This window comes from Paraburkholderia sp. HD33-4 (assembly GCF_021390635.1).
Taxonomy (GTDB): Bacteria; Pseudomonadota; Gammaproteobacteria; order Burkholderiales; family Burkholderiaceae; genus Paraburkholderia.
Window position 1 is genome coordinate 1118225 of the sequence record NZ_JAJEJS010000003.1, and the last position, 20550, is coordinate 1138774.

The window sequence follows — 20550 nt, forward strand, 5'->3', positions numbered from 1 at the left end:
CATCATGGCCGACCTGCGCTGCACGATTGCCGGCATTCAATCGCCCAACCCGTTCTGGCTCGCTTCCGCGCCGCCCACCGACAAGGCCTACAACGTCAACCGCGCCTTCGAGGCGGGTTGGGGCGGCGTGGTCTGGAAGACGCTCGGGCTCGACCCGCACGTGGTGAACGTGAGCTCGCGCTACGGTGCCACCACGTGGCGCGGCCAGCGCATCGCGGGCCTGAACAACATCGAGCTGATCACCGACCGGCCGCTCGACGTGAATCTCAAGGAAATCGCGCAGGTGAAGCGGGACTGGCCCGACCGGGCCCTCATCGTCTCGCTGATGGTGCCTTGCAACGAGGACGACTGGAAGTGGATCCTGCCGCAGGTGGAAGATACCGGCGCGGACGCCGTCGAGCTCAACTTCGGCTGTCCGCACGGCATGAGCGAGCGCGGCATGGGCGCGGCGGTGGGACAGGTGCCCGAGTACATCGAAATGGTCACCCGCTGGGTGAAGGAAGGCACGCGCCTGCCGTGCCTCGTAAAACTCACGCCGAACGTCACCGACATTCGTCACGGCGCGCGCGCGGCGATGAAGGGTGGTGCGGATGGCGTCTCGCTGATCAACACGATCAACTCGATCGTCGGTGTCGATCTCGACGTGATGGCGCCGCTGCCCACCGTGGACGGCAAGGGCACGCATGGCGGCTATTGCGGTCCCGCCGCGAAACCCATTGCGCTGCACATGGTCGCGGAGATTGCGCGCGACCCGCAAACGCATGGCCTGCCCATCTCCGGCATCGGCGGCATTTCCGACTGGCGCGATGCCGCGGAATTCATCGTGCTGGGAGCGGGCAGCGTGCAGGTCTGCACCGCCGCGATGCACTACGGCTTCCGGATCGTCGGCGACATGATCGACGGTCTTTCCAACTGGATGGACGACAAAGGGTACGCCAGCCTCGATGCCATTCGCGGCCGCGCCGTGCCGAACGTCACCGACTGGCAATACCTGAACCTCAACTACGACATCAAGGCCCGTATCGATCAGGACCGCTGCATCCAGTGCGGGCTCTGTCACATCGCGTGCGAAGACACCTCGCATCAGGCAATCACCGCCACGCGCGACGGCAAGCGCCACTTCGAGGTGGTCGATGCGAACTGCGTCGGGTGCAATCTATGCATGCATGTTTGCCCGGTGGACCAATGCATCACGATGGAGCGTGTCGATTCGGGCGAGCGCTACGAGAACTGGACCACGCACCCGAACAACCCGGCGCGCGTCGCCGACCCGAAAGCCGCCTGACACCTTGAAGCAGGACTGAGCCGGACCCACGACAAGCGACGGAGAACCCACCTGATGAGCCAGCCCCTAGCAGTCGACGCCAACGCGCGCCGCGCCGAAAGCGAGCTATACAACGATGATCTCGCGCCCACCGGCGCCGCGCAGCGTACCTGGCGCTGGTATCACTTCGCGGCGCTATGGGTCGGCATGGTGATGAACATCGCCTCCTACATGCTCGCCGCCGGCCTCACCGAGCAGGGCATGTCGCCGTGGCAAGCGGTGCTCACCGTGCTGCTCGGCAATCTGATCGTGCTCGTGCCAATGCTGCTGATCGGTCATGCGGGTACCAAGTACGGCATTCCCTATGCGGTGCTGGTGCGAGCGTCGTTCGGCACCCAGGGCGCGAAGCTGCCCGCGATGCTGCGCGCCGTCGTGGCATGCGGCTGGTACGGCATTCAATCATGGCTGGGCGGCAGCGCCATCTATACGCTCGTCAACATCCTCACGCACAACGCGCTGGTGGGCGACGCGCTGCCGTTTCTCGGCATTTCGATCGGGCAGGCTAGCTGTTTTTTCATCTTCTGGGTGTTTCAGCTGTACTTCATCCTGCACGGCACCGATTCGATCCGCTGGCTCGAAAGCTGGTCTGCGCCCATCAAGGTGGTGATGTGCGCGGTGCTCGTGTGGTGGGCCTGTTCGAGGGCAGGCGGCGTGGGCTCGATGCTGTCGCAGCCGTCGCAGTTCGCCGCCGGCGGCCCGAAGGCGGGCCTGTTCTGGGCGACGTTCTGGCCGAGCCTCACGGCCATGGTGGGTTTCTGGGCGACGCTTGCGCTCAACATTCCCGACTTCACGCGTTTCGCAAAAACGCAAAAAGACCAGTTCGTGGGCCAGGCCATCGGCCTGCCCATTCCGATGGCGTTGCTGTCGGTGGTCTCCGTAGTCGTGACCTCGGCGACGGTGGTGATTTACGGAAAGGCGATCTGGGATCCGATCGACCTCACGAGCCGCATGGAGGGTGTCGGCGTGGGCATCGCGCTCGTCATCCTCACCCTGGACACGATGTGCTGCAATCTCGCCGCGAATCTCGTCGGCCCGGCCTACGATTTTTCGAGCCTCTGGCCCAAGGGCATTTCGTACAAGGCGGGCGGTCTCATCACCGCGGCCATCGCCATCCTGATGATGCCGTGGAAGATCCTCGCCACCACGCAGGGCTATATCTTCACGTGGCTCGTTGGGTATTCGGCGCTGCTCGGGCCGGTGGCCGGCATCCTGATGGTCGACTACTTTCTGGTTCGCAGCACGCGTCTCGACACGGCCCAGCTTTTCGACGAAAACGGCGAATACGCGTACTCGAACGGCTGGAATCCGGCGGCCGTGATCGCGCTGATCGCCGGTGTGCTGCCGAACCTGCCGGGCTTTCTCAACGTCGCGTTCCCGACGGTGTTTGCCTCGGTGCCCGACGCGTTCAAAAGCATTTACACCTATGCGTGGTTCGTGGGGCTCGCCATTGCGGCGCTCGTCTACGGCGTGATGATGAAGGTCGGCAAGAGCCGGCGCCCGAGTGTTGCGAGCGCGTGAGCGTTTCAAGCGTGAATGTTCAACTGAAGGAGACTTGGCATCATGGCGATCCTGATTCGAGGCGGCACCGTCGTCAATGCAGACAAGAGCTGGCGTGCGGACGTGCTCTGCGAAAACGGCGTGATCCAGAACGTTGGCGAGAACCTCGACGCGCCTGCGGGCGCGACCGTGGTCGACGCCGGTGGCCAATATGTGATGCCTGGCGGCATCGATCCGCACACGCATATGGAACTGCCCTTCATGGGCACGACCGCCAGCGACGACTTCTATACGGGCACGGCGGCGGGGCTGGCGGGCGGCACGACATCGATCATCGACTTCGTGATCCCCAATCCGAAGCAGGCGCTGATGGACGCCTTTCGCGAGTGGCGCGGCTGGGCCGAAAAAGCCGCTGCCGACTATGGCTTTCACGTGGCGGTGACGTGGTGGGATGAAAGCGTGCATCGCGACATGGGGCTGCTCGTGAACGAGCATGGCGTGTCGAGCTTCAAGCACTTCATGGCCTACAAGAACGCCATCATGGCGGACGACGAGATTCTCGTGAACAGCTTTGCGCGCTCGCTCGAACTGGGCGCGCTGCCCACCGTGCACGCGGAAAACGGCGAGCTCGTATTTCAGTTGCAACGTCAGTTGCTGGCGCGCGGCTTCACGGGTCCCGAGGCGCACCCGCTGTCACGGCCACCGGAGGTCGAAGGCGAGGCGGCGAATCGCGCGATCCGCATCGCACAGGTTTTGGGTGTGCCTGTGTACATCGTGCATGTGTCGGCGAAAGACGCGCTCGAGGCGATCGCGCGCGCACGCAGCGAAGGGCAGCGCGTCTTCGGCGAAGTGCTCGCGGGGCATCTGGTGATCGATGAGGCCGTCTATCGCGACCCGGACTGGACGCGTGCCGCCGCCCACGTGATGAGTCCGCCGTTCCGGTCGCAGGAGCATCGCGACGCGCTGTGGCGAGGACTTCAGGGCGGCCTGCTGCACACCACCGCCACCGACCACTGCGTGTTCTGCGCGTCGCAGAAGGCGATGGGCCGTCATGATTTCACGCGAATTCCGAACGGTTGCGGCGGCGTGGAGGATCGCATGGCGGTGTTGTGGGATCAGGGTGTGAACACCGGCCGGCTCACGGTGAACGAATTCGTGCGCGTCACCTCCACCAATGCCGCACAGATCTTCAACCTGTACCCGCGCAAGGGCACGGTGGCCGTGGGCGCCGACGCCGATCTCGTCGTCTGGGATCCCGAGGCCACGCGCACGATCTCGGTCAACACGCATCATCAGAACGTGGATTTCAACGTGTTCGAAGGGATGACGGTTCGCGGGGTGCCGACTCACACTGTCTCGCAAGGCGAACTCGTGTGGGCGGACGGCGACCTGCGCGCGCGGCGCGGCGCCGGGCGCTACCTGAAGCGGCCCGCGAATCCGGGCTATCTGCAGGCGTCGCGCCTCGCGAAGAGCCTGAAGCAGACGCAGCCGGTGCATCGTGAAGGTGACGCGCCACAGTGAACGCGGCAACGCCTCGCGGCACAGCGGGAGACTACCGGCGCTCGACGCGGCAGGATTGGCGTCGCGTGCCGGTAGTTCGTACGCGAGCCGGGCAGCGCTTTCTAAACGACTAACGCCACGCGCTATGCGGCTCCAGCTACCTGATGCAATTCGCCGCCCAGCATCAGGCGCCGCGCGATGGCGGCCGTTTGCAGCATTCCGCGTTCCGTCGGTGAATGAGCCGCGAGATAGCGGACGACCGCAATGAGAACGTGCCTTCCCTCAGCAGTATCACCCCATGCGGCAAACTGCCGGACGCCAGCCTCCAGCATCTGATAGGCGTGAAAGCCGGCATCTTCACGCAGCACGGCATACGTAAGCGTGGCGATCAGCGCCTTCGGCGGATGACCGAGCGTGAGATGGCGCGCCACGAGTTTCGCCGCAAGATCAACCTGGCGCTGCCGATCGAAGGCGTCGAGCAAGGCCGTGCGGATCGATTCCTCATCGGCAGGAAGGTCGTCGAGACGATCGTTGTCGTCACCCGGGATGCGGGCCGGTGGAACGTTCAGATACCGTGCAAGGTAGAGCGCCATAGCTCCATGCAAGATGCCGCGAACGGCCGCGAGGCGGCTGTCGAAGCTCGCGGCCCCAACGCGCCTGAGCATCTGGTGGAGCGCATTTGCGTGGGTAAACACATGATGCGCGGTGTCCCAGTCTGCGTACTCGTTGGCGTTGCCGAAGCGAGCCACGCGCAACGCCGCTCCGTAAGCGAGGGACTGCCCCAGGTCAGCAGGCGCAGCGCCCGCGTGAAGCGCCGCCTTTAGCGAGTCGATGATTTTCGCCGGATCGTCTGCAAGCAGTTCCCGGGCAAGCGCCGCGTGATCCGACCAGCCTTGCACGCTGCGCCCAGCGGCGCAAAGGTCCGACATCTGGCTGGCTGCTTCGTCGCACAGCGCGATAAGGTCAACGGGCTGGCGCCAGGCGGTCGATTCCTCGGCGCCGCGGGCGCTCACCATCTGGGCGACCACAGTGGGAAGCACAGCTGACCCGTGCTCCCAGCCAATCAGATCGAGGCACTCGAACGCCTTGTTGATGAAGTCGAGCAAATGACCGGAGTCCGCGAAGGCCCGCTCGGTCCCGGCCGACAGCAGGGCATCCGCGAGCACCGCGGGCGCAAGACCGCAGGCAATCGCCGTCAACAGCGTGCGCTCGGCCGCCTCGCGATGACGCACGTTGGTCCAAAGGCGCAGCCAGCGGCAGAGTGTGGCTGCCTCCGGCCGGCTCGCCAGCGGCGCACGTTCCCGCCGCGGCGCCTCGCCGTCACAGTCGGCCGCCACACGGCGCGCGCCGTGGAAGAGGGCGAGATAGACGTCGTCTTCCAGCAGCATGGACAACAGGCTACCAAGCGATGTGAGTATCGTGAGACCAACGCCCCAGCCGTCACGGTTCTGCGCTCCGAACAGCGCGATCTGCCGCACGATATCGGCGTGGGATACGTCGGCGGCGAGCTGACCATGCACGGCCTTGGCGATGACGAGTCCAAGATCGTGTGCGAGGCCATCCGCAAGCCGTCGACGCCAGTGAGCGGCAGCATCGGGATGACGCGACATGGTCGCGACCCAGACGTCGCCATTACGCACCTGGACTTCGTAGCCCGGAACATCATCTGCCCAAAGGTCGAAGGTGCAGCCACTTTCCAGATCGAAGCGGGCATGGTGCCAGTGACAGGTGAGGATGCCGTCTTCGACAGCGCCCCGCTCGAGTGGGAATCCCATGTGGGGGCAACGGTTATCGAGGGCGAAGACCCGCTCGCGGTCGCAGATGACGAGGATCGGGCCATGGCCACCCTGGACGACAGAGCGTCTCTTCGCCCGCAGCTCTTCGAGGTTTCCAGCGAGCACGAATCCGTCGTCCGGCGCATCCATATGCGAGCCTCCCCCATCGGTCCTGCGGGCCGTTTCAGATACGGCCGCTTCCCTCAAGACACAAGCATACTCCGCGGACCAAACGCCCACGGCGCGGGTGGCGGCTCGCGTTCGCCGGTAACAGTAAGGCGCGCTCTGTTCCGATTTGAGGGCTGTTCGTCGGCCTGAATTTGGTCTATATTTGGTCTGATCAGTGACGTGAAAAGGATCGAACATGAGGCTTGCAGACCACGTAAAACCAATCAGCTACCTGAAAAGCGACGCAGCACAGATCGTCAAAGATCTAACGGCTTCTGGCGAACCGCTGCTCATCACCCAGAATGGCGAAGCAAAACTCGTGGTTCAGGACGTGCAAAGCTTTGAAGATACGCAGCAGACGCTAGCGCTGCTCAAAATTCTTGCTTTGGGCCATCAGGACATCGAGCAGGGAAAGTTCAAGGGTGCCGAAGAGTTTCTCTCCGAACTCGACGATCTTGACCGGCGCGAGCAAATCGGCTGATGGCGCAGACCAAGTTAAAGCTGCTAATTCTCGACGAGGCACAAGAAGATACGAAGGATCTGCGTCGCTACATCCTCAGAAGGTTCGGTGCCGAAACATGGAAGCAAACGGCCGCACAACTGGTCGTCACGTTTGAAAATATCAGGCAGTTCCCGCAGAGCGGTAGCGTTCCGGCGGAGCTTGCAGACTTCGGCGGCCTCAGCTTCCGGGAAGCGTTAAGTGGGCAGAACCGCGTTATCTACGAGATGCGCGACGGCGCGATTTACATTCACGTCGTCACCGATTCGCGGCGCGATCTTCGAACGCTTCTACAGCAACGGCTACTGCGTTCAAGCCGGTAGAGGCTGGACTGCAGAACGACCGCCCGCTTGTCGTTGCCTTCAGTTCGCACCCAGCTACAACGGCCCGAAATTCACCACCCTATGCGGCCCTTCGTTCGGGGCCTCACTCCTTCACTCCACGCTGACGCATGCAACGCTCGGCGCAGTGTAATCAGACGGGTACGGTGAGAACGGACCGCTCACCAGCCGCAAGCGCTGCGTGGCAAGAACATCCGCTTCGACCTGTTCGCGACGCGTGAGCACCGCCTTTTCACCGGCCGGCGGAGGTTGGTTCACGCTGCATAGCAGGTTCTTTCCGCTCGATAATTGGACCCGGGTTTCGTAGGCAGAATCTGGCAACGCGGCCAGACTACACGTGCTCCACAGTGCGGCGGCGCAACCTAGCGCGGATCCCAGCTGCTCGATTTTCATGGCTCTCTCCTCGAGTGAGGCAATTCATCTTCGACCAACGAAGAGTGTCGTGCCAGCGAAAACTCGAAAAAATCTTTTGCTCGTCGCTCGAGCACGAAGGCGGTCTCGGCCGCCTGGCAATCCACAGGCCGAGATTTCAGCCTGCCGGAGGCGCCGATTCTGAATTCTCAGAGCGACGAACTGGGTTTACCCAAGCCGCCAGCCAGAAAGTGCTTTTAAATCAATGAATTGAGTAGACTCCTTGCCGTGGAGCCTCGTTGGCACGGGTGATGCTTTATAGACGCCCGGCGGCCGCGAGTCTGTCGCCTCATTTTTAGAAACAGCACCGGCGACTCAACGCAATCCGGCCGCAAAAACGAAGGAGACATCCCGTGCAGCACAGCGCATCCGCATCCGCATCCGCATCGTCCGAGGCGATCCCCGAGCAACAGTCCGCAACCCGAACCCGCTTCTGGCCGGAAGGCTGGTGGAAGCTGATGGAAATCCGCATCGGCATCATTCCGCTGCCGATCTACGTCATCCTGTTCGCGCTGATCACGGGCTTTGCCGTGACGGGCAAGGTGCCCGGCGAAATCTCGATGGCGATCGCCGTACTCGCGTTTTTCGGCTTCACGTGCGCCGAGCTCGGCAAGCGCTTGCCGCTGTTGCGCAACATCGGCGCGGCCGCGATTCTCGCGACCTTCGTGCCGTCGGCGCTCACGTACTACCACGTGCTGCCCAAACCGGTGCTGCACCTGACGGTCGAGTTCACGAAACAGACGAACTTCCTCTACCTGTTCATCGCGTCGATCATCGTCGGCAGCATTCTGAGCATGGACCGGCGCGTGCTGATCCAGGGCTTCCTGAAGATCTTCATTCCGCTCGCGGCTGGCACCGTCGCCGCGACCATCGTCGGCACGGCGGTGGGTACGGCGCTCGGCCTCGGCGCAAAGCACACGCTGCTTTACATCGTCGTGCCGATCATGGCCGGTGGTGTCGGCGAAGGTGCGATCCCGCTGTCTGTCGGCTATTCAGAAATCATGCACGTCGCGCAGGGCGACCTGTTTGCGCAGGTGTTGCCGCCCGTGATGCTCGGCAGCCTGATCGCGATCATTCTCTCGGGCGCGCTCGACATGCTGGGCAAGCGTTACCCGCATCTCACCGGCAATGGCCGCTTGCAAGTCGGTGAGGCCGGGGAGTTGAGCGCGTCGAACGAGGAAATTCGCGGCAATGTCGACGTCAGCCACATCGCCGCAGCCGGCATCACCGCGATCACGCTGTACCTGATCGGTCTGATGGCGAACAAGCTGATCGGCCTGCCGGCTCCCGTCGCGATGTTGTTCCTCGCCGTGCTCGTGAAGCTCGCGCGCGCCGTTTCGCCGCCGCTGCAGGAAGGCGCGTTCGTCGTCTACAAGTTCTTCTCGACTGCGGTCACCTATCCGCTGCTGTTCGCCATCGGCGTCGCGATGACGCCGTGGGACAAGTTGATGGCCGCGTTCACGCTCGTCAATGTCGTGACGATCGCGGCAACCGTCATGACGCTGATGGGCACCGGCTTCCTGGTCGGCCGCCTGATGAAGATGTACCCTATCGACACCGCAATCGTGAACGCGTGCCACAGCGGCCAGGGAGGCACCGGCGACGTCGCGATCCTCACCGCGGCGAACCGTATGCAGCTGATGCCGTTCGCGCAAATCGCCACACGCATCGGCGGCGCGATCGTCGTCACCGTGACCCTGATCCTGGTTGCGCATTTCGGCGGGTGAGGCGCGCTTACGCAGATTCTCGCGAGGGCGGCGCCGGCGGATCCGGCGCGGAGCATGAGCGCATACCGCCGCTCGACGGCGGCCCATCGACGAGAGAAATCGTGCAAAAGCGCTATAAGGGAATCGCATGGTGGGGATGGGCGGCGGCCGCCGGGCTGTACGTCGCGGCGGCCGTCGTGGCCGTCGAGTTCGCGTGGGACCGCGCGATCGATGCGCTCGCCGAGGTCGGCACACATCGGCTCGATCTCTACTCTGCGAGTCTGAAGAGCGAACTGGGACGTTTCGAGACGGTGCCCGCGCTGGTAGCGAGGCAGGACAGCGTGCGCGCATTGCTGGGTGCATCGCCTGAAGGGGCGGCTCGTTTGACGCACGCGGTCAACGCGTATCTCGAAGCGGTCAATCGGGACGTCGGCAGCGGCGCTGTCGACGTGATCAACGCTGACGGCTCCGTGATAGCCGCAAGCAACTGGAACCAGCCGGTTAGTTTTGTCGGCACCAACGTGTCGTACCGCCCGTACTTCCAGGACGCGCTCGCGCAGGGCCGGGGCCGCTTCTTCGGGATCGGTACGAACACCGGCGTTCCTGGGCTGTATTTCGCGAACGCGGTGCATCAGGGCGACACGGCAGGCGACAAGGTGATCGGCGTCGCGGCCGTCAAGGTCAGCGTCGACGCGCTCGAGTCCGCATGGCGCGCGCCGGGCGAAGCGGCGATCGTCGTCGACGGCAACGGGGTGATCGTGATCTCGACCGAGCCCGCATGGAAATTCACCGCCATGCGCGCGATGACCGCCGGGCAGCAGCGCGACATCCAGGCGTCGCGGCAATACGCGGGCCGTGTCGTCGAGGCATTGCCTTTTCGGCGCGTAGGCGAATGGAATGAGACCGCGTGGTTCGGCACCTTCCCGGACTTGCGTCGTGCGGGCCGCACCGCCCGCTATCTCGTGATGGCGCGTCCGGCCCCGCAGGGACATGACACGATCATGGTGCTGCTCGACACCGTCGGCGCGCGGCGGCAGCAGCGTATCGCGTTCGCGTTCGTCACGGGAGGCTTCCTGATCGCCGTGCTCTATGCGTTATACGCGCTGCAGCGCCGCAGGACGATCGCGGAGAAGCTCAACGCGCAGCAGGCGCTGCGCCGCGCCAACGACCAGCTTGAAACGACCGTCGTGCAACGGACCGCGGCGCTGACGGAGGCGAACGAACGGATGCAGCGGGAGATCGCCGAGCGCGAGCGCACCGAGCAGCGCCTGCGCGCAACGCAGCAGGAAGTCGTGCATGCCGGCAAGCTCGCGGTGATCGGGCAGATGGCGGCTGGCCTCACGCACGAGCTGAATCAACCGCTCGTCGCGATCCGTACGCTTTGCGATAACGCCCGCACGTTCCTCGAGCGCGATCAGAGCGCGCAGGCGGTCTCCAATCTCGAACGCGTGGGCCGTCTCGTCGACAGCATGGCGGTGTTGACCGGCGAGCTGAAAGCGTTCGCGCGCAAGCCGGAGGTGGAGCGGGTCGCGGTGTCGCTTGTCGAGGCGGTTGCGCACGCGCGGCTCATCTACGAGTCGCGCATCCGCGACAATGCGGTTCGGCTCGATGTGCGCATTCCCTCCGCCACCACCGTCTACGCGGAATCGAGCCAGCTGCAGCAGGTAATCGTCAATCTGCTTGGCAACGCGCTCGACGCCGTTCGCGACGCGAGCACGCGGGTCGTTACGATGGAGGCGGCCGGGCCCGATCCCCACGGCCGCGTGCGCTTCTCGATGACCGATAGCGGCCCGGGCATTGCACCTGAGGTGCTCACGCATCTGTTCGAGCCGTTCGTCACGACGAAGCCGCGCGGGCAAGGCCTCGGGCTCGGGCTCGCGATCACGTCGCGCATCGTCGAAGGGTTCGGGGCCAGGATCAGCGCGGCGAATTGCGACGACGGCGGGGCGCGCTTCACGATCGAATTCATGGCGGCCGAGCCGCAAAGGGCAGAGCATGGAAGGTGAAATCCGGGTGTTGGTCGTCGAGGACGATGAAAACGTCCGGCTCGGCGTCGAGCAGGCCGTTGCGCTTGCCGGCTTTGCGGTGAGCGCGTACGCGTCGGCGGCCGACGCGCTCGTCGAGGTCGCCCCCGGCGCGCCGATCGTGATCGTGTCGGACGTGCGGATGCCCGGCATCGACGGGTTGCAGTTGCTCGACCGCGTGATGGCGATCGACGCGCAGATTCCCGTTCTGCTGATCAGCGGACATGCGGACATCTCGACCGCGGTCGGCGCGATGCATGTCGGCGCATACGATTTCATCGAGAAGCCGTTCTCGTCGGACGTGATCGCGGGCCGCGTGGCCCGCGCGGTCGAAAAACGCCGGCTCACGCTCGAGGTCGAAGGGCTGCGCGCGTCGCTGCGCAACTGGCAGGGGATCGAGGCGCTGGTGCTCGGCAAGTCGCCGGCGATGGCGGAAGTCCGCAGGAAGATTCTGCGTCTCGCCGATACGTCGGTGTCGGTGCTCATCAGCGGCGAAACCGGCACGGGCAAGGAACTGATCGCGCGCAGCCTGCACGATTTCAGCGCCCGCCGCGACGCCCATTTCGTCGCGCTGAACTGTGGTGGCCTGCCGGAGCAGGTGTTCGAGAGCGAGCTGTTCGGCCACGAGGCGGGTGCCTTCACGGGCGCGATCAAGAAGCGCGTGGGCAAGATCGAATGGGCGAACGGCGGCACGCTCTTCCTCGATGAGATCGAGACGATGTCGATGCCGTTGCAGATCAAGATGCTGCGCGTGCTGCAGGAGCGCGTGCTCGAACGGCTGGGCGCGAACGAGCTGATACCGGTCGATTGCCGGATCGTCGCCGCGTCGAAGGCTGATCTGACCGAGCTCGCGGCTGGCGGCCAATTTCGCTCGGACCTGCTGTACCGGCTGAACGTCGCGCAGATCGAACTGCCGCCGCTGCGCGAGCGGCGTGAGGACGTGCCGCTGCTGTTCGAGCACTTCGTGCTCGCGGCCGCGCGCCGCTTCGGCACACCGGCTCCCTATGTCACCGCTGCGCAGATGTCCGATCTGATGACGCACTCGTGGCCCGGCAATGTGCGCGAGCTGCAGAACGTCGCGGACCGCTTCGTGCTCGGGTTGACCGGCGATAGTCTGCTGTCCGAGGGCACCGGCGTAACGGGAGCCGGGACGCTTGCAGAGCAGCTTGCCTACTTCGAGCGGCTGTTGATCGAAGAGGCGCTGCGGCGCCATCACGGCAACGTGGCTGACGCCAGCGGCGAACTCGGGATGCCGAGGAAGACGCTTTATCACAAGCTGCGTCAATTGAAGATCGCGGACAGGGATTCACAAGGCGAGGATAAGGACGCGTGAGCGCGCCACCGGCGGTTTGACGCGCTTTAGCCGAGGCCATCAGGATGTCCGCTAGCGAATGACCGGGCAGATGATTCAGAGCTCGAGATCGAGGAGTGCCTGGCGCATGACCTGCGGATCCGCGTCGAGTCCGGTCCAATACCGGATTCCGATCACGCCCTGGTTGACGAGCATGCCTTGCCCGTCCACGACGCGGCAGCCGCGGGCCTTGGCCGACCGTAGAAGATGCGTGAGAGGCGGATTGTGGATCCCGTCCGCGACCACCATGTCGGCTCGCAGCGAATCGGGATCGATGTCGAGTGTTTGATCGACGTTCGGATACAGGCCCACTGACGTCGCATTGATCACGATGTCGGTGTCGGCCGGAATTCGAAACTTTTCGGGCCACGGTACGTAGGCTGCATCGGCCTGGGTCTGGCGCTGCAGGATCCCGGCGAGCGCTTCGCCGCGCTCGCGTCCACGATTGACGATGCGGATTCGAGAAACGCCGGCGAGAGCCAACTCGACGGCGACCGCACGTGCCGCGCCGCCCGCTCCGAAGATCAGAACCGACTTGCCGGCAGGGTCGATGACCTGGTTCAGTGCCGTCACGAATCCCTTGCCGTCGGTGTTTTCGCCGATCAGCGTGTCGCCGCGGCACACCACGGTGTTGACGGCTCCGATGATCCGGGCCGACTCGCCCAGTTCGTCGAGGTGATCGATGACCGCGACCTTATGCGGGATCGAGCAATTGAAGCCGCGCCAACCCATTGCGCGTGCACCTCGAACGGCGTCACCCAGACGATCCGGGTGAACCTCGCAGTTCAGATAGCGCCAGTTCAGACCCAACTGACGATATGCCGCCTCGATCATGACGACGGTGGGGTTTTCCGCGGCCGGCATCGCGAACGAGCCGGTCAACGGATGAAGGAAGTCGTGAGTCATCGTGGTTAGCCTCGCGTGAACCATGAAAGATGCTTGCACCGCTCAAAAGATGAAGTCGGTGTTGATGAACTTCGATTGATGCTCACGCACGATCGTATTGAGCAGCACCTTGTTCGGCTCGGTCAGTTTGGCCGCGATCATCGAGCGAATCGAGAACGCGCGCAGCGCGTCGCTGACGGAGAGCGTGCCTTCCGCCGAATCCTTGCGCCCTGCGAAGGGGAACACATCCGGCCCGCGCTGACACTGGCAGTTGATATTCACGCGGCAGACCTGGTTGACCAGCGGATCCACCAGCGCACCGATCTGCGCGGTGTCGGTCCCGAAAATGCTCACCTGTTGACCGTGGTCCGACGTGATCACGTAGTCGAGCGCCTCCTCGACCGAATCGAAGTTCGTCACCGGGACGACCGGACCGAACTGCTCCTCCCGGTACAGCTTCATACCTTCGCGCACGGGATAGACGACTGCCGGGTTGAACAGCGTGCTGCAAAACGCGCCGCCCCCTTCGTTGACGACGCGCGCGCCCTTTGCCACGGCGTCTTCGATCGCCTCTGTCATGTAGGCAGTCCGGTGCGGCCCTGGCAAGGGCGTGATGTGCACGCCGGCTTCCCATGGCATGCCCATCTTGAGGCGCGCCAATTCAGCGGTGAAGCGTTCGAGAAACGCATCGACGACACTGCTGTGCACGATCAGCATCTTGAGGGCGGTGCAGCGCTGTCCGTTGAATGACAGTGCGCCGAGCAGGCATTCCCTGACTGCGAGATCCAGGTCGGCGTCGGGCAGCACGATGGCCGCGTTCTTCGCGTCGAGGCCCAGCACTGCGCGCAGTCGGTGCGATTTGGGGTGCTGCTTTTTCAGGTGGTCCGCCACGCGGCTCGAGCCAATCAATGCCAGCACGTTGATCTTGCCCGAGGCCAGCATGCGTGGCACGACCAACTGACCCGGTGCGTAGATGGTGTTGACCACGCCGGCTGGAAACGCATCGCGAAAGACTTCGAGCAGCGGCTCGAACAGAAGGGTGCCGTATTGAGGCGGCTTCAAGACCACCGTATTGCCCATCAGCAACGCCGGGATCAGCGTGCAGAACGTCTCGTTGAGCGGGTAGTTGTACGGCCCCATGCACAGCACCACGCCTAGCGGCGTGCGGCGGACCTGGCCGATGGTCCCCTCGACGACCATGAATCGCGAATGATCGTTTTCCACGTCCTTCAGGGCCTCGATGGTGGCCTGAATGTACTCGATGGTGCGATCGAACTCCTTGCGCGAGTCGGCGAGGCTCTTGCCGATTTCCCACATGAGCATGTTGACGACCGTCTGGCGGCGCTCGACCATGCCTTTCACGAACGCCTGCATGCAGGCGATACGGGCAGCGACCGTCATCGTCGGCCATTGGCCGCGGCCGTTGTCGTAGGCCGCGACCGCGGCATCCAGCGCGGCATCGCTTTGCGCCTCGCCCATCAACGGGTAACTGCCGATCTCGACCTGGGCGACTGCGCCGGTGGCGGGGTCGCGTGTGCAGACCGGTGACAGCACGGTTTTGCACGGGCCGTCCCATGTCAGTATCTGCCCGCCAATCAGGAAGCCGCGCTGATGGACGGGGGCGGCAAGCCGTTGTTCCGACGGAATTTCGTCGAGCGTGGGGAAATGCTGAGCGAGTCGCGCATTGTGATCGGTCGTCATCAGAGCTCCGAAGGCGGTGGGAACGTTCATTGAGGCTCGGGTGCAAATGGGGTGAAGAAAATGTCGAACAAACCGCGCGAATGGACAGATGGGTGCGCGTGCAGCGCATCCATCCGTCCAACGCCATTCAAAGCCGCTCAGTGCTGCGACGACCAGCCCTTGTAGCCGCTGACGTTATCGCGCGTGATGAGCTGGGGCGTCATCTGGATCATCGGATTGGCGGGATTCTTGCCGTTCATGATGTCGTAGCCCGTCTGCACGGCAGTTTGCGCCATCTTCCACGGATCCTGGCTCGCGGAAGCCTGCACCAGCGTATCGGTCTTCAGCGCCGCTTCGATATCGGGTGCACCGTCCACCGACGTGATCACGATGTTGTTGCGATGCAGCTGCTTGGCGGCGAGATCGCTGCCCACGGCCTGCGGATCGTTGATGGTGAACACGCCGGCGAGTTGCGGGAAGCGCGTCAGATAGCCCTGCATCGTGTTCATGCCGCCTTCGCGCGAACCTTTGCCGTCCTGGTCGTCGGAGAGGACCTTGACGCCCGGCGATTTCGCGAGCACCTGCTTGCAGCCGGTCACGCGGTCGATCACGGCCGAGACCTGCGGTCCGTTCTCGATGATCACGTTACCCTTGCCATTTATCTTTTTCACCAGATACTCGCACGAGATCTCGCCGGCCTTCACGTTGTCGGTCTGCACGGTGGCGTTGGCGCCCGCCGCGGCCACGTCCACCGCCACCACCACGATGCCGGCCGCGCGGGCCTTGCGCACGGCGGGCTCGATCGCCTTCGGATCCGAGGCATTGAGCAGGATCATGTCGACGTGGGCCGAGATGAAGTTGTCGATCTGCGTGAACTGCTTGTTCAGGTCGTAGTCGGCGGACACGGCGGTCACTTTCGCATTCGGGTTGATCTGCTTCGCCTTCGCTTCCGCGCCCTGAACGATGGTCACGAAGTAGGGATTGCCCAGCGAGCCTACGGTGACGCCGATCGACTTCAGTTGCTTGTCGGCGGCGTGCGCGCCTTGCAGCGCAAAGCCGAGTGCCAGGGCGGCAGCGGCGCGAATAGCGATGGCGGTCGTTTGCTTGAACATGACTATGTCTCCAGAAGGTCCAGTTGATGTGTGTAATGCGCGGGTGCAGGAGGACCGCCTGTGCGCGCTTTTCGGGTATGAAGTTCGAGGTTTGGAACGTTAGCCGGCAGGGCGCTTCAGGTACGCGCCGAGCCGCGCTGGCGATAGCGGTCGAGCGCCACGGCGCCCACGATCACGAGGCCCTTGATGATGTATTGCCAGATGTCGGAGACGCCCAACAGAACCAGACCGTTCGACAGCACCGCGATGATCAGCGCGCCGATCAGCGTGCCGACGATCGAGCCGACGCCGCCCACGAAACTCGTGCCGCCCAGGATCACCGCGGCGATCGCGTCGAGTTCGTACGACTGGCCGAGTTGCAGGCCGTTCGCGGCGTACAGACGGGCGGCCGACATCACCGCGCCGAGGCCGGCGAGCAGGCCCGAGACCGCGTAGACGAACATCTCGATGCCCCAGACCTTGATGCCCGACAGGCGTGCCGCTTCGGGGTTGCCGCCCACGGAGTAGATGTGCAGGCCGAGCACCGTGCGACGCAGCACAAACCACGAGACGCCCACCACCACGAGCGCGATGATCACGAGCCAGGGCACACCGAACACCGTGCCGTTACCGATGAAGGCGAACGACAGTTGCGGATTGAAGATGGTGGTGTCGTGGCCGATCAGGCGAGCGATGCCGCGCACCGCCGTGAGCGAGCCGAGCGTGACGATGAAGGGCGGCAGGCGCAGCAGCGAGATCAGCGCACCGTTGACGACGCCGAAGCCGATGCCCACGGCGAGCGCGGCGGGAATACCCAGCCAGCCCCAGCCGGGGATCGTCGAGCAGAGCATGGCCACGACCGCCGATGCGGCGAGGATCGAGCCGACCGAAAGGTCGATGCCGCCCGTCAGAATCACGAAGGTCATGCCGGCGGCGAGCACGATGTTGATGGACGCCTGCTGCGTGACGATCGACAGGTTCTCGAGCGTGAAGAAGCCGCCGTTGAGCAATCCGAAGCCGATGCACAGCAGTACCAGCACGGGCAGCATGCCCGCCGTGCGCATCAGGGACTTCATGCGGGCGCGATGACCGTCGACGGCCGTGCTGGGACGCGTGGCCTGGACGGGTTGTGCGGGATTGACGGACGACGGCGCGGCGCCATGGCGGGGAAGAATGCTCTTCATGATGTAGTGCTCCTCAATATCTCTTCGACGGATGCGACAGAATCAGGCGGCCTCGTCCAGCGCGGCTTGCGAGCCGGTGGCGAGTTCGATGATGGCTTCCTGGGTGATGGGCTTGCCGGTGTAGCCGCCCAGTTCTCCGGCGAAAAGGCCTTCGCGCATGACGAGCACGCGGTCGGCCACGCCAATGACCTCGGGCAGTTCGCTCGAAATCACGATGATGCCCACGCCGGTTTTGGCGAGGTCGTTGATGATGCGGTAGATCTCCGACTTCGCGCCGATGTCCACGCCGCGGGTCGGTTCGTCGAGAATCAGCACGCGCGGCTTCGTCTCCAGCAGACGTGAGAGCAACACCTTCTGCTGATTGCCGCCCGACAGCGCGCCCACGTTCACGCGGGGGCTCGGCACACGAATCGACAGCGAGCTGATCGAGTCCTTCGCGCGCGACGAGCCGCGTGCGAGGTCGAGCACACCAAAGCGCGCGTCGCGTCCTGCCACCGCGACGTTGATGTTGTCGCGCACGCTCATGTCGAGAAACAGACCCTGATGTTTGCGGTCTTCGGTCAGATAGACGAGGCCGGCGTCGATGGCATCGCGCGGTCCGTGTACGTGCAGCGTGCGGCCGTCGATGGCGATCTCGCCGCGCGCGCGCTGCTCGGCGCCGAAGATGAGGCGCGCGAGTTCGGTGCGGCCCGCGCCCACCAGGCCCGCGATGCCGAGCACTTCGCCCGAATGCAGGTCGAGGCTGCAGCCGCGCACGCGGTTGCCGTCGGCCACGTCGCGCACGGTGAGCACCACCTTGCCCGGGTCGTAGGGCGCGTGCTGCTTCTTGTAGAAGCCCGAAATATCGCGGCCCACCATCATGCTCACGAGGCTTTCGGCGCTGAGCTCGTCGCGCATCAGCGTACCCACGTAGGTGCCGTCGCGCAGTACCGAAACGCGGTCGGAGAGCTCGTAGATCTCGGCCATGCGGTGGCTGATGTAGATGATCGCGAGCCCTTCCTCGCGCAGCTGGCGGATCAGCTTGAAGAGGCGCTCGGTCTCGCGCGAGGAGAGCGGCGTGGTGGGTTCGTCCATCACGATGATGCGTGCGTCGCTGTGCACGGCGCGTGCGATCTCTACCAGTTGGCGCTCGGCGATCGACAGCGAGCCCACCAGCGTCGTCGGCCCGAAGCTGGCGCCCAGACGCTTGAGCACGTCTTCGCAGCCGCGCTCCATGGCGGCGCGGTCGACCATGCCGAAGCGGCCGCCGCCCTTGCGCAGTTCGCGCCCCGCGTGAATGTTTTCGGCGACCGATAGATTCGGCGCGAGGCTCAGCTCCTGGTAGATGACGGCCACGCCTAGCTCGCGCGCGGCGAGCGGCCCGTCGATCACGACCGTCTTGCCGTCGATGAGAATCTCACCGCCGGGATCGGCCTGATAGGCGCCCGACAGAATCTTCATGAGCGTGGATTTGCCCGCGCCGTTCTCGCCCATCAGCGAGTGCACCTCGCCGGGCCAGACCGACAGGCGCACCTTGTCGAGTGCGCGTACACCGGGGAACGTCTTGCTGATGCCCCGCATTTCCAGCAACGGGGGCGTCGACTCAGAGCGCGACATGGCTCACCTCCTGCGTTTGTGCGCCGGCGCCCACCAGGATGCCTGCACGTGGCGAAAAGTTGAAAAACATGGGAAGCGTGGCGGCGCCAAGCGCGCCCGCATCGGGCCCGAAGGTGCCGCGCACGAGGGTGGGGGTGCCGCGTGCCTCGGGTGCGGTGGCCGCAACGGCCACGTGCAGGCGCTGCATGAGCGTGCCGATGAGGCCCGCGTCCACGTCGGCGTCGAGCACCACGGCCGGTACGTCGAGCACGCACAGCGAGGAGCGCAGCGCGGGCGCGAGCGCGTCGATACAGTCGTCGAGCCATTCGTCGACCGCCGGATGGCGGCGCGCGATGCACGCTTCGATGTCCGCGCGGTTATCGGCCTTCTCGCCGTGGTACTGAAGATGTCGGCGCAGCGCGATCAGCGAGGCGCGCGAAAGCAGGATGTCCCACCTGGCCGACGGCTTGTGCGCCGAGGCCAGCACGCTCGGCGGTACCGGCATCATCGCGAAGTCGGCCGCGTTGCCGGTGAGGCCGCGCACGCAGTCGCCGTCGATGGCGATGCCGCCGCCGATCGCCGCGCCGAGAAAGAGATAAAGGAAGTCGTCGCGCTGGCGCCCGCAGCCATAGAAAATTTCGGCGATTGCGGCGGCGTTGCCGTCGTTCTCGCTGAACACGGGCAGTCCGAGCGCGCGGCTCAGTTCGTCGCCGAAATCGACGTCGCTCCACGCGCGAAACGTGTCGGCCGGCAGGCCCAGCTCGCTTAGCCAGCTGTCGAGGTTGTACGGTTGTGCGACGCCGATACCCGCGAGACGGCTGCGCTCGGTTTTGCTCAGCAATCCAGAAAGTTCGCGAATATCCTGCTGGACGATTTCCTGCGCCACGGCAGGCTGCGGCAGCAGCATGTCGTGCGAGCGGCGCTCGATCATGTGGCCCGCGAAGTCCACCAGCACGGTTTCGATATTGGTCCGGTCGAGGCGCACGCCAATCGCGAACGCGCCACGCGGCGAAAGACGCAGCAGCGAGGCGGGCTGTCCGCGTCCGCCTTCCAGACGCCGCCCGGTCATCTCGATCAGGCCACTTTCCGTCAGCGACGTGATGATGCTGCCCACGGCCGTGCTGGTGAGATTGGCAAGGCGGGCGAGATCGGCCTTCGACGCCTCGCCGGCGCGCCGCAGCGCCTGCAGCAGCAGGCGCTCGTTGAAGCGGCGGACATTGGCCGAGTTGCTGCCCTGGCCCACATGCGGACTTCTCACGTGTCTCCTCCGGTTATGCCGGCAGCCCGGGTCGGCTCGCTGGCGCATTAATTAAATCAAGATGATTTATTTAATGCTGGAAAATGACCTGTGTCAGCCTGGGGAAATCCCGGTTATTGGGCGGGCACGCACCAATTTGCACAGGAGTAGGCACTTCATTACATGCCGCTGCGTGCGGGGCGCTCATCGGTGTTCGATGAAATGGCGGGTCTGGCGGAAAGGCTCTGCGCGTTTTCGGCCGCAATCGAGCGGAAAGGCCCACGCGAACTGGACAAGCGAAA

At 64.4% G+C, this 20550-nt stretch carries 15 protein-coding genes and 1 pseudogene; 8 read left to right on the forward strand and 8 right to left on the reverse strand.

Going from position 1 to position 20550, the window contains the following annotated elements:
• Window positions 1-4 precede the first annotated feature (4 nt).
• The 3 genes from preA to hydA are packed head-to-tail and all read left to right on the forward strand — an operon-like array spanning window position 5 to window position 4342.
• Window positions 5-1285, forward strand: coding sequence for an NAD-dependent dihydropyrimidine dehydrogenase subunit PreA (preA, locus tag L0U84_RS39620; RefSeq protein ID WP_129958508.1), 1281 nt, complete (start codon window positions 5-7; stop codon window positions 1283-1285).
• A 54-nt stretch (window positions 1286-1339) separates the two neighbouring features.
• A complete protein-coding gene (locus L0U84_RS39625; RefSeq protein WP_233859081.1) occupies window positions 1340-2842 on the forward strand; it encodes an NCS1 family nucleobase:cation symporter-1 in 1503 nt (500 codons plus the stop codon).
• Between the two features lie 42 nt (window positions 2843-2884).
• Window positions 2885-4342, forward strand: coding sequence for a dihydropyrimidinase (hydA, locus tag L0U84_RS39630; RefSeq protein ID WP_233859082.1), 1458 nt, complete (start codon window positions 2885-2887; stop codon window positions 4340-4342).
• Window positions 4343-4464: 122 nt separating this feature from the next.
• Here the strand turns inward: hydA and L0U84_RS39635 are convergent, their stop codons facing one another.
• A complete protein-coding gene (locus tag L0U84_RS39635; protein WP_233859083.1) occupies window positions 4465-6246 on the reverse strand; it encodes a Rieske (2Fe-2S) protein in 1782 nt (593 codons plus the stop codon).
• Window positions 6247-6460: 214 nt separating this feature from the next.
• Here L0U84_RS39635 and L0U84_RS39640 point away from each other — a divergent pair, with 214 nt between their 5' ends.
• Together L0U84_RS39640 and L0U84_RS39645 are read left to right on the forward strand one after the other, a co-directional pair.
• The gene (locus L0U84_RS39640) at window positions 6461-6745 is read left to right on the forward strand and encodes a type II toxin-antitoxin system Phd/YefM family antitoxin (protein WP_233859088.1); all 285 of its coding nucleotides are present in this window, start codon (window positions 6461-6463) and stop codon (window positions 6743-6745) included.
• Window positions 6745-7086: a type II toxin-antitoxin system RelE/ParE family toxin gene (locus L0U84_RS39645; RefSeq protein WP_233859090.1), complete on the forward strand. Its 342-nt coding sequence runs from the start codon at window positions 6745-6747 to the stop codon at window positions 7084-7086. The genes L0U84_RS39640 and L0U84_RS39645 overlap by 1 nt, the downstream gene beginning before the upstream one ends.
• Window positions 7087-7197: 111 nt before the next feature.
• Here L0U84_RS39645 and L0U84_RS39650 read toward each other — a convergent pair whose 3' ends face one another.
• Window positions 7198-7497 (reverse strand): hypothetical protein, encoded by a 300-nt coding sequence (locus L0U84_RS39650; protein WP_233859092.1) that lies wholly within the window; start codon window positions 7495-7497, stop codon window positions 7198-7200.
• A gap of 371 nt (window positions 7498-7868) precedes the next feature.
• On the opposite strand from L0U84_RS39650, the gene L0U84_RS39655 reads away from it, so the two are divergent.
• The 3 genes from L0U84_RS39655 to L0U84_RS39665 all read left to right on the forward strand — a co-directional run bounded on the left by L0U84_RS39655 (window position 7869) and on the right by L0U84_RS39665 (window position 12578).
• Window positions 7869-9242 carry a 2-hydroxycarboxylate transporter family protein gene (locus tag L0U84_RS39655; protein WP_442794110.1) on the forward strand — a complete coding sequence of 458 codons (1374 nt, stop codon included), beginning with the start codon at window positions 7869-7871 and terminating at the stop codon, window positions 9240-9242.
• Window positions 9243-9343: 101 nt separating this feature from the next.
• Window positions 9344-11227 carry a sensor histidine kinase gene (locus L0U84_RS39660; protein ID WP_233859098.1) on the forward strand — a complete coding sequence of 628 codons (1884 nt, stop codon included), beginning with the start codon at window positions 9344-9346 and terminating at the stop codon, window positions 11225-11227.
• Window positions 11217-12578: a sigma-54-dependent transcriptional regulator gene (locus L0U84_RS39665; protein WP_233859104.1), complete on the forward strand. Its 1362-nt coding sequence runs from the start codon at window positions 11217-11219 to the stop codon at window positions 12576-12578. Before L0U84_RS39660 ends, L0U84_RS39665 begins: the two co-directional genes overlap by 11 nt.
• A gap of 75 nt (window positions 12579-12653) precedes the next feature.
• On the opposite strand, the gene aroE is transcribed toward L0U84_RS39665, so the two are convergent.
• The 6 genes and pseudogenes from aroE to L0U84_RS39695 all read right to left on the reverse strand — a co-directional run bounded on the left by aroE (window position 12654) and on the right by L0U84_RS39695 (window position 20269).
• Window positions 12654-13502, reverse strand: a complete 849-nt coding sequence (aroE, locus tag L0U84_RS39670; RefSeq protein WP_233859106.1) for a shikimate dehydrogenase — start codon at window positions 13500-13502, stop codon at window positions 12654-12656.
• Window positions 13503-13544: 42 nt separating this feature from the next.
• Window positions 13545-15182 carry an NADP-dependent glyceraldehyde-3-phosphate dehydrogenase gene (locus L0U84_RS39675; protein ID WP_233859108.1) on the reverse strand — a complete coding sequence of 546 codons (1638 nt, stop codon included), beginning with the start codon at window positions 15180-15182 and terminating at the stop codon, window positions 13545-13547.
• Between the two features lie 137 nt (window positions 15183-15319).
• Window positions 15320-16273, reverse strand: coding sequence for an ABC transporter substrate-binding protein (locus tag L0U84_RS39680; RefSeq protein ID WP_233859109.1), 954 nt, complete (start codon window positions 16271-16273; stop codon window positions 15320-15322).
• A gap of 116 nt (window positions 16274-16389) precedes the next feature.
• Window positions 16390-17349: pseudogene (locus L0U84_RS39685) on the reverse strand (ABC transporter permease subunit); the annotation flags it as partial.
• Window positions 17350-17478: 129 nt separating this feature from the next.
• Entirely contained in the window at window positions 17479-19032 is a 1554-nt protein-coding gene (locus L0U84_RS39690) for a sugar ABC transporter ATP-binding protein (protein WP_233859112.1), read from the reverse strand.
• Complete coding sequence (locus tag L0U84_RS39695) at window positions 19019-20269, reverse strand: ROK family transcriptional regulator (RefSeq protein WP_233859113.1); 1251 nt, start codon at window positions 20267-20269, stop codon at window positions 19019-19021. The genes L0U84_RS39690 and L0U84_RS39695 overlap by 14 nt, the downstream gene beginning before the upstream one ends.
• Between the last annotated feature and the right edge of the window lie 281 nt (window positions 20270-20550).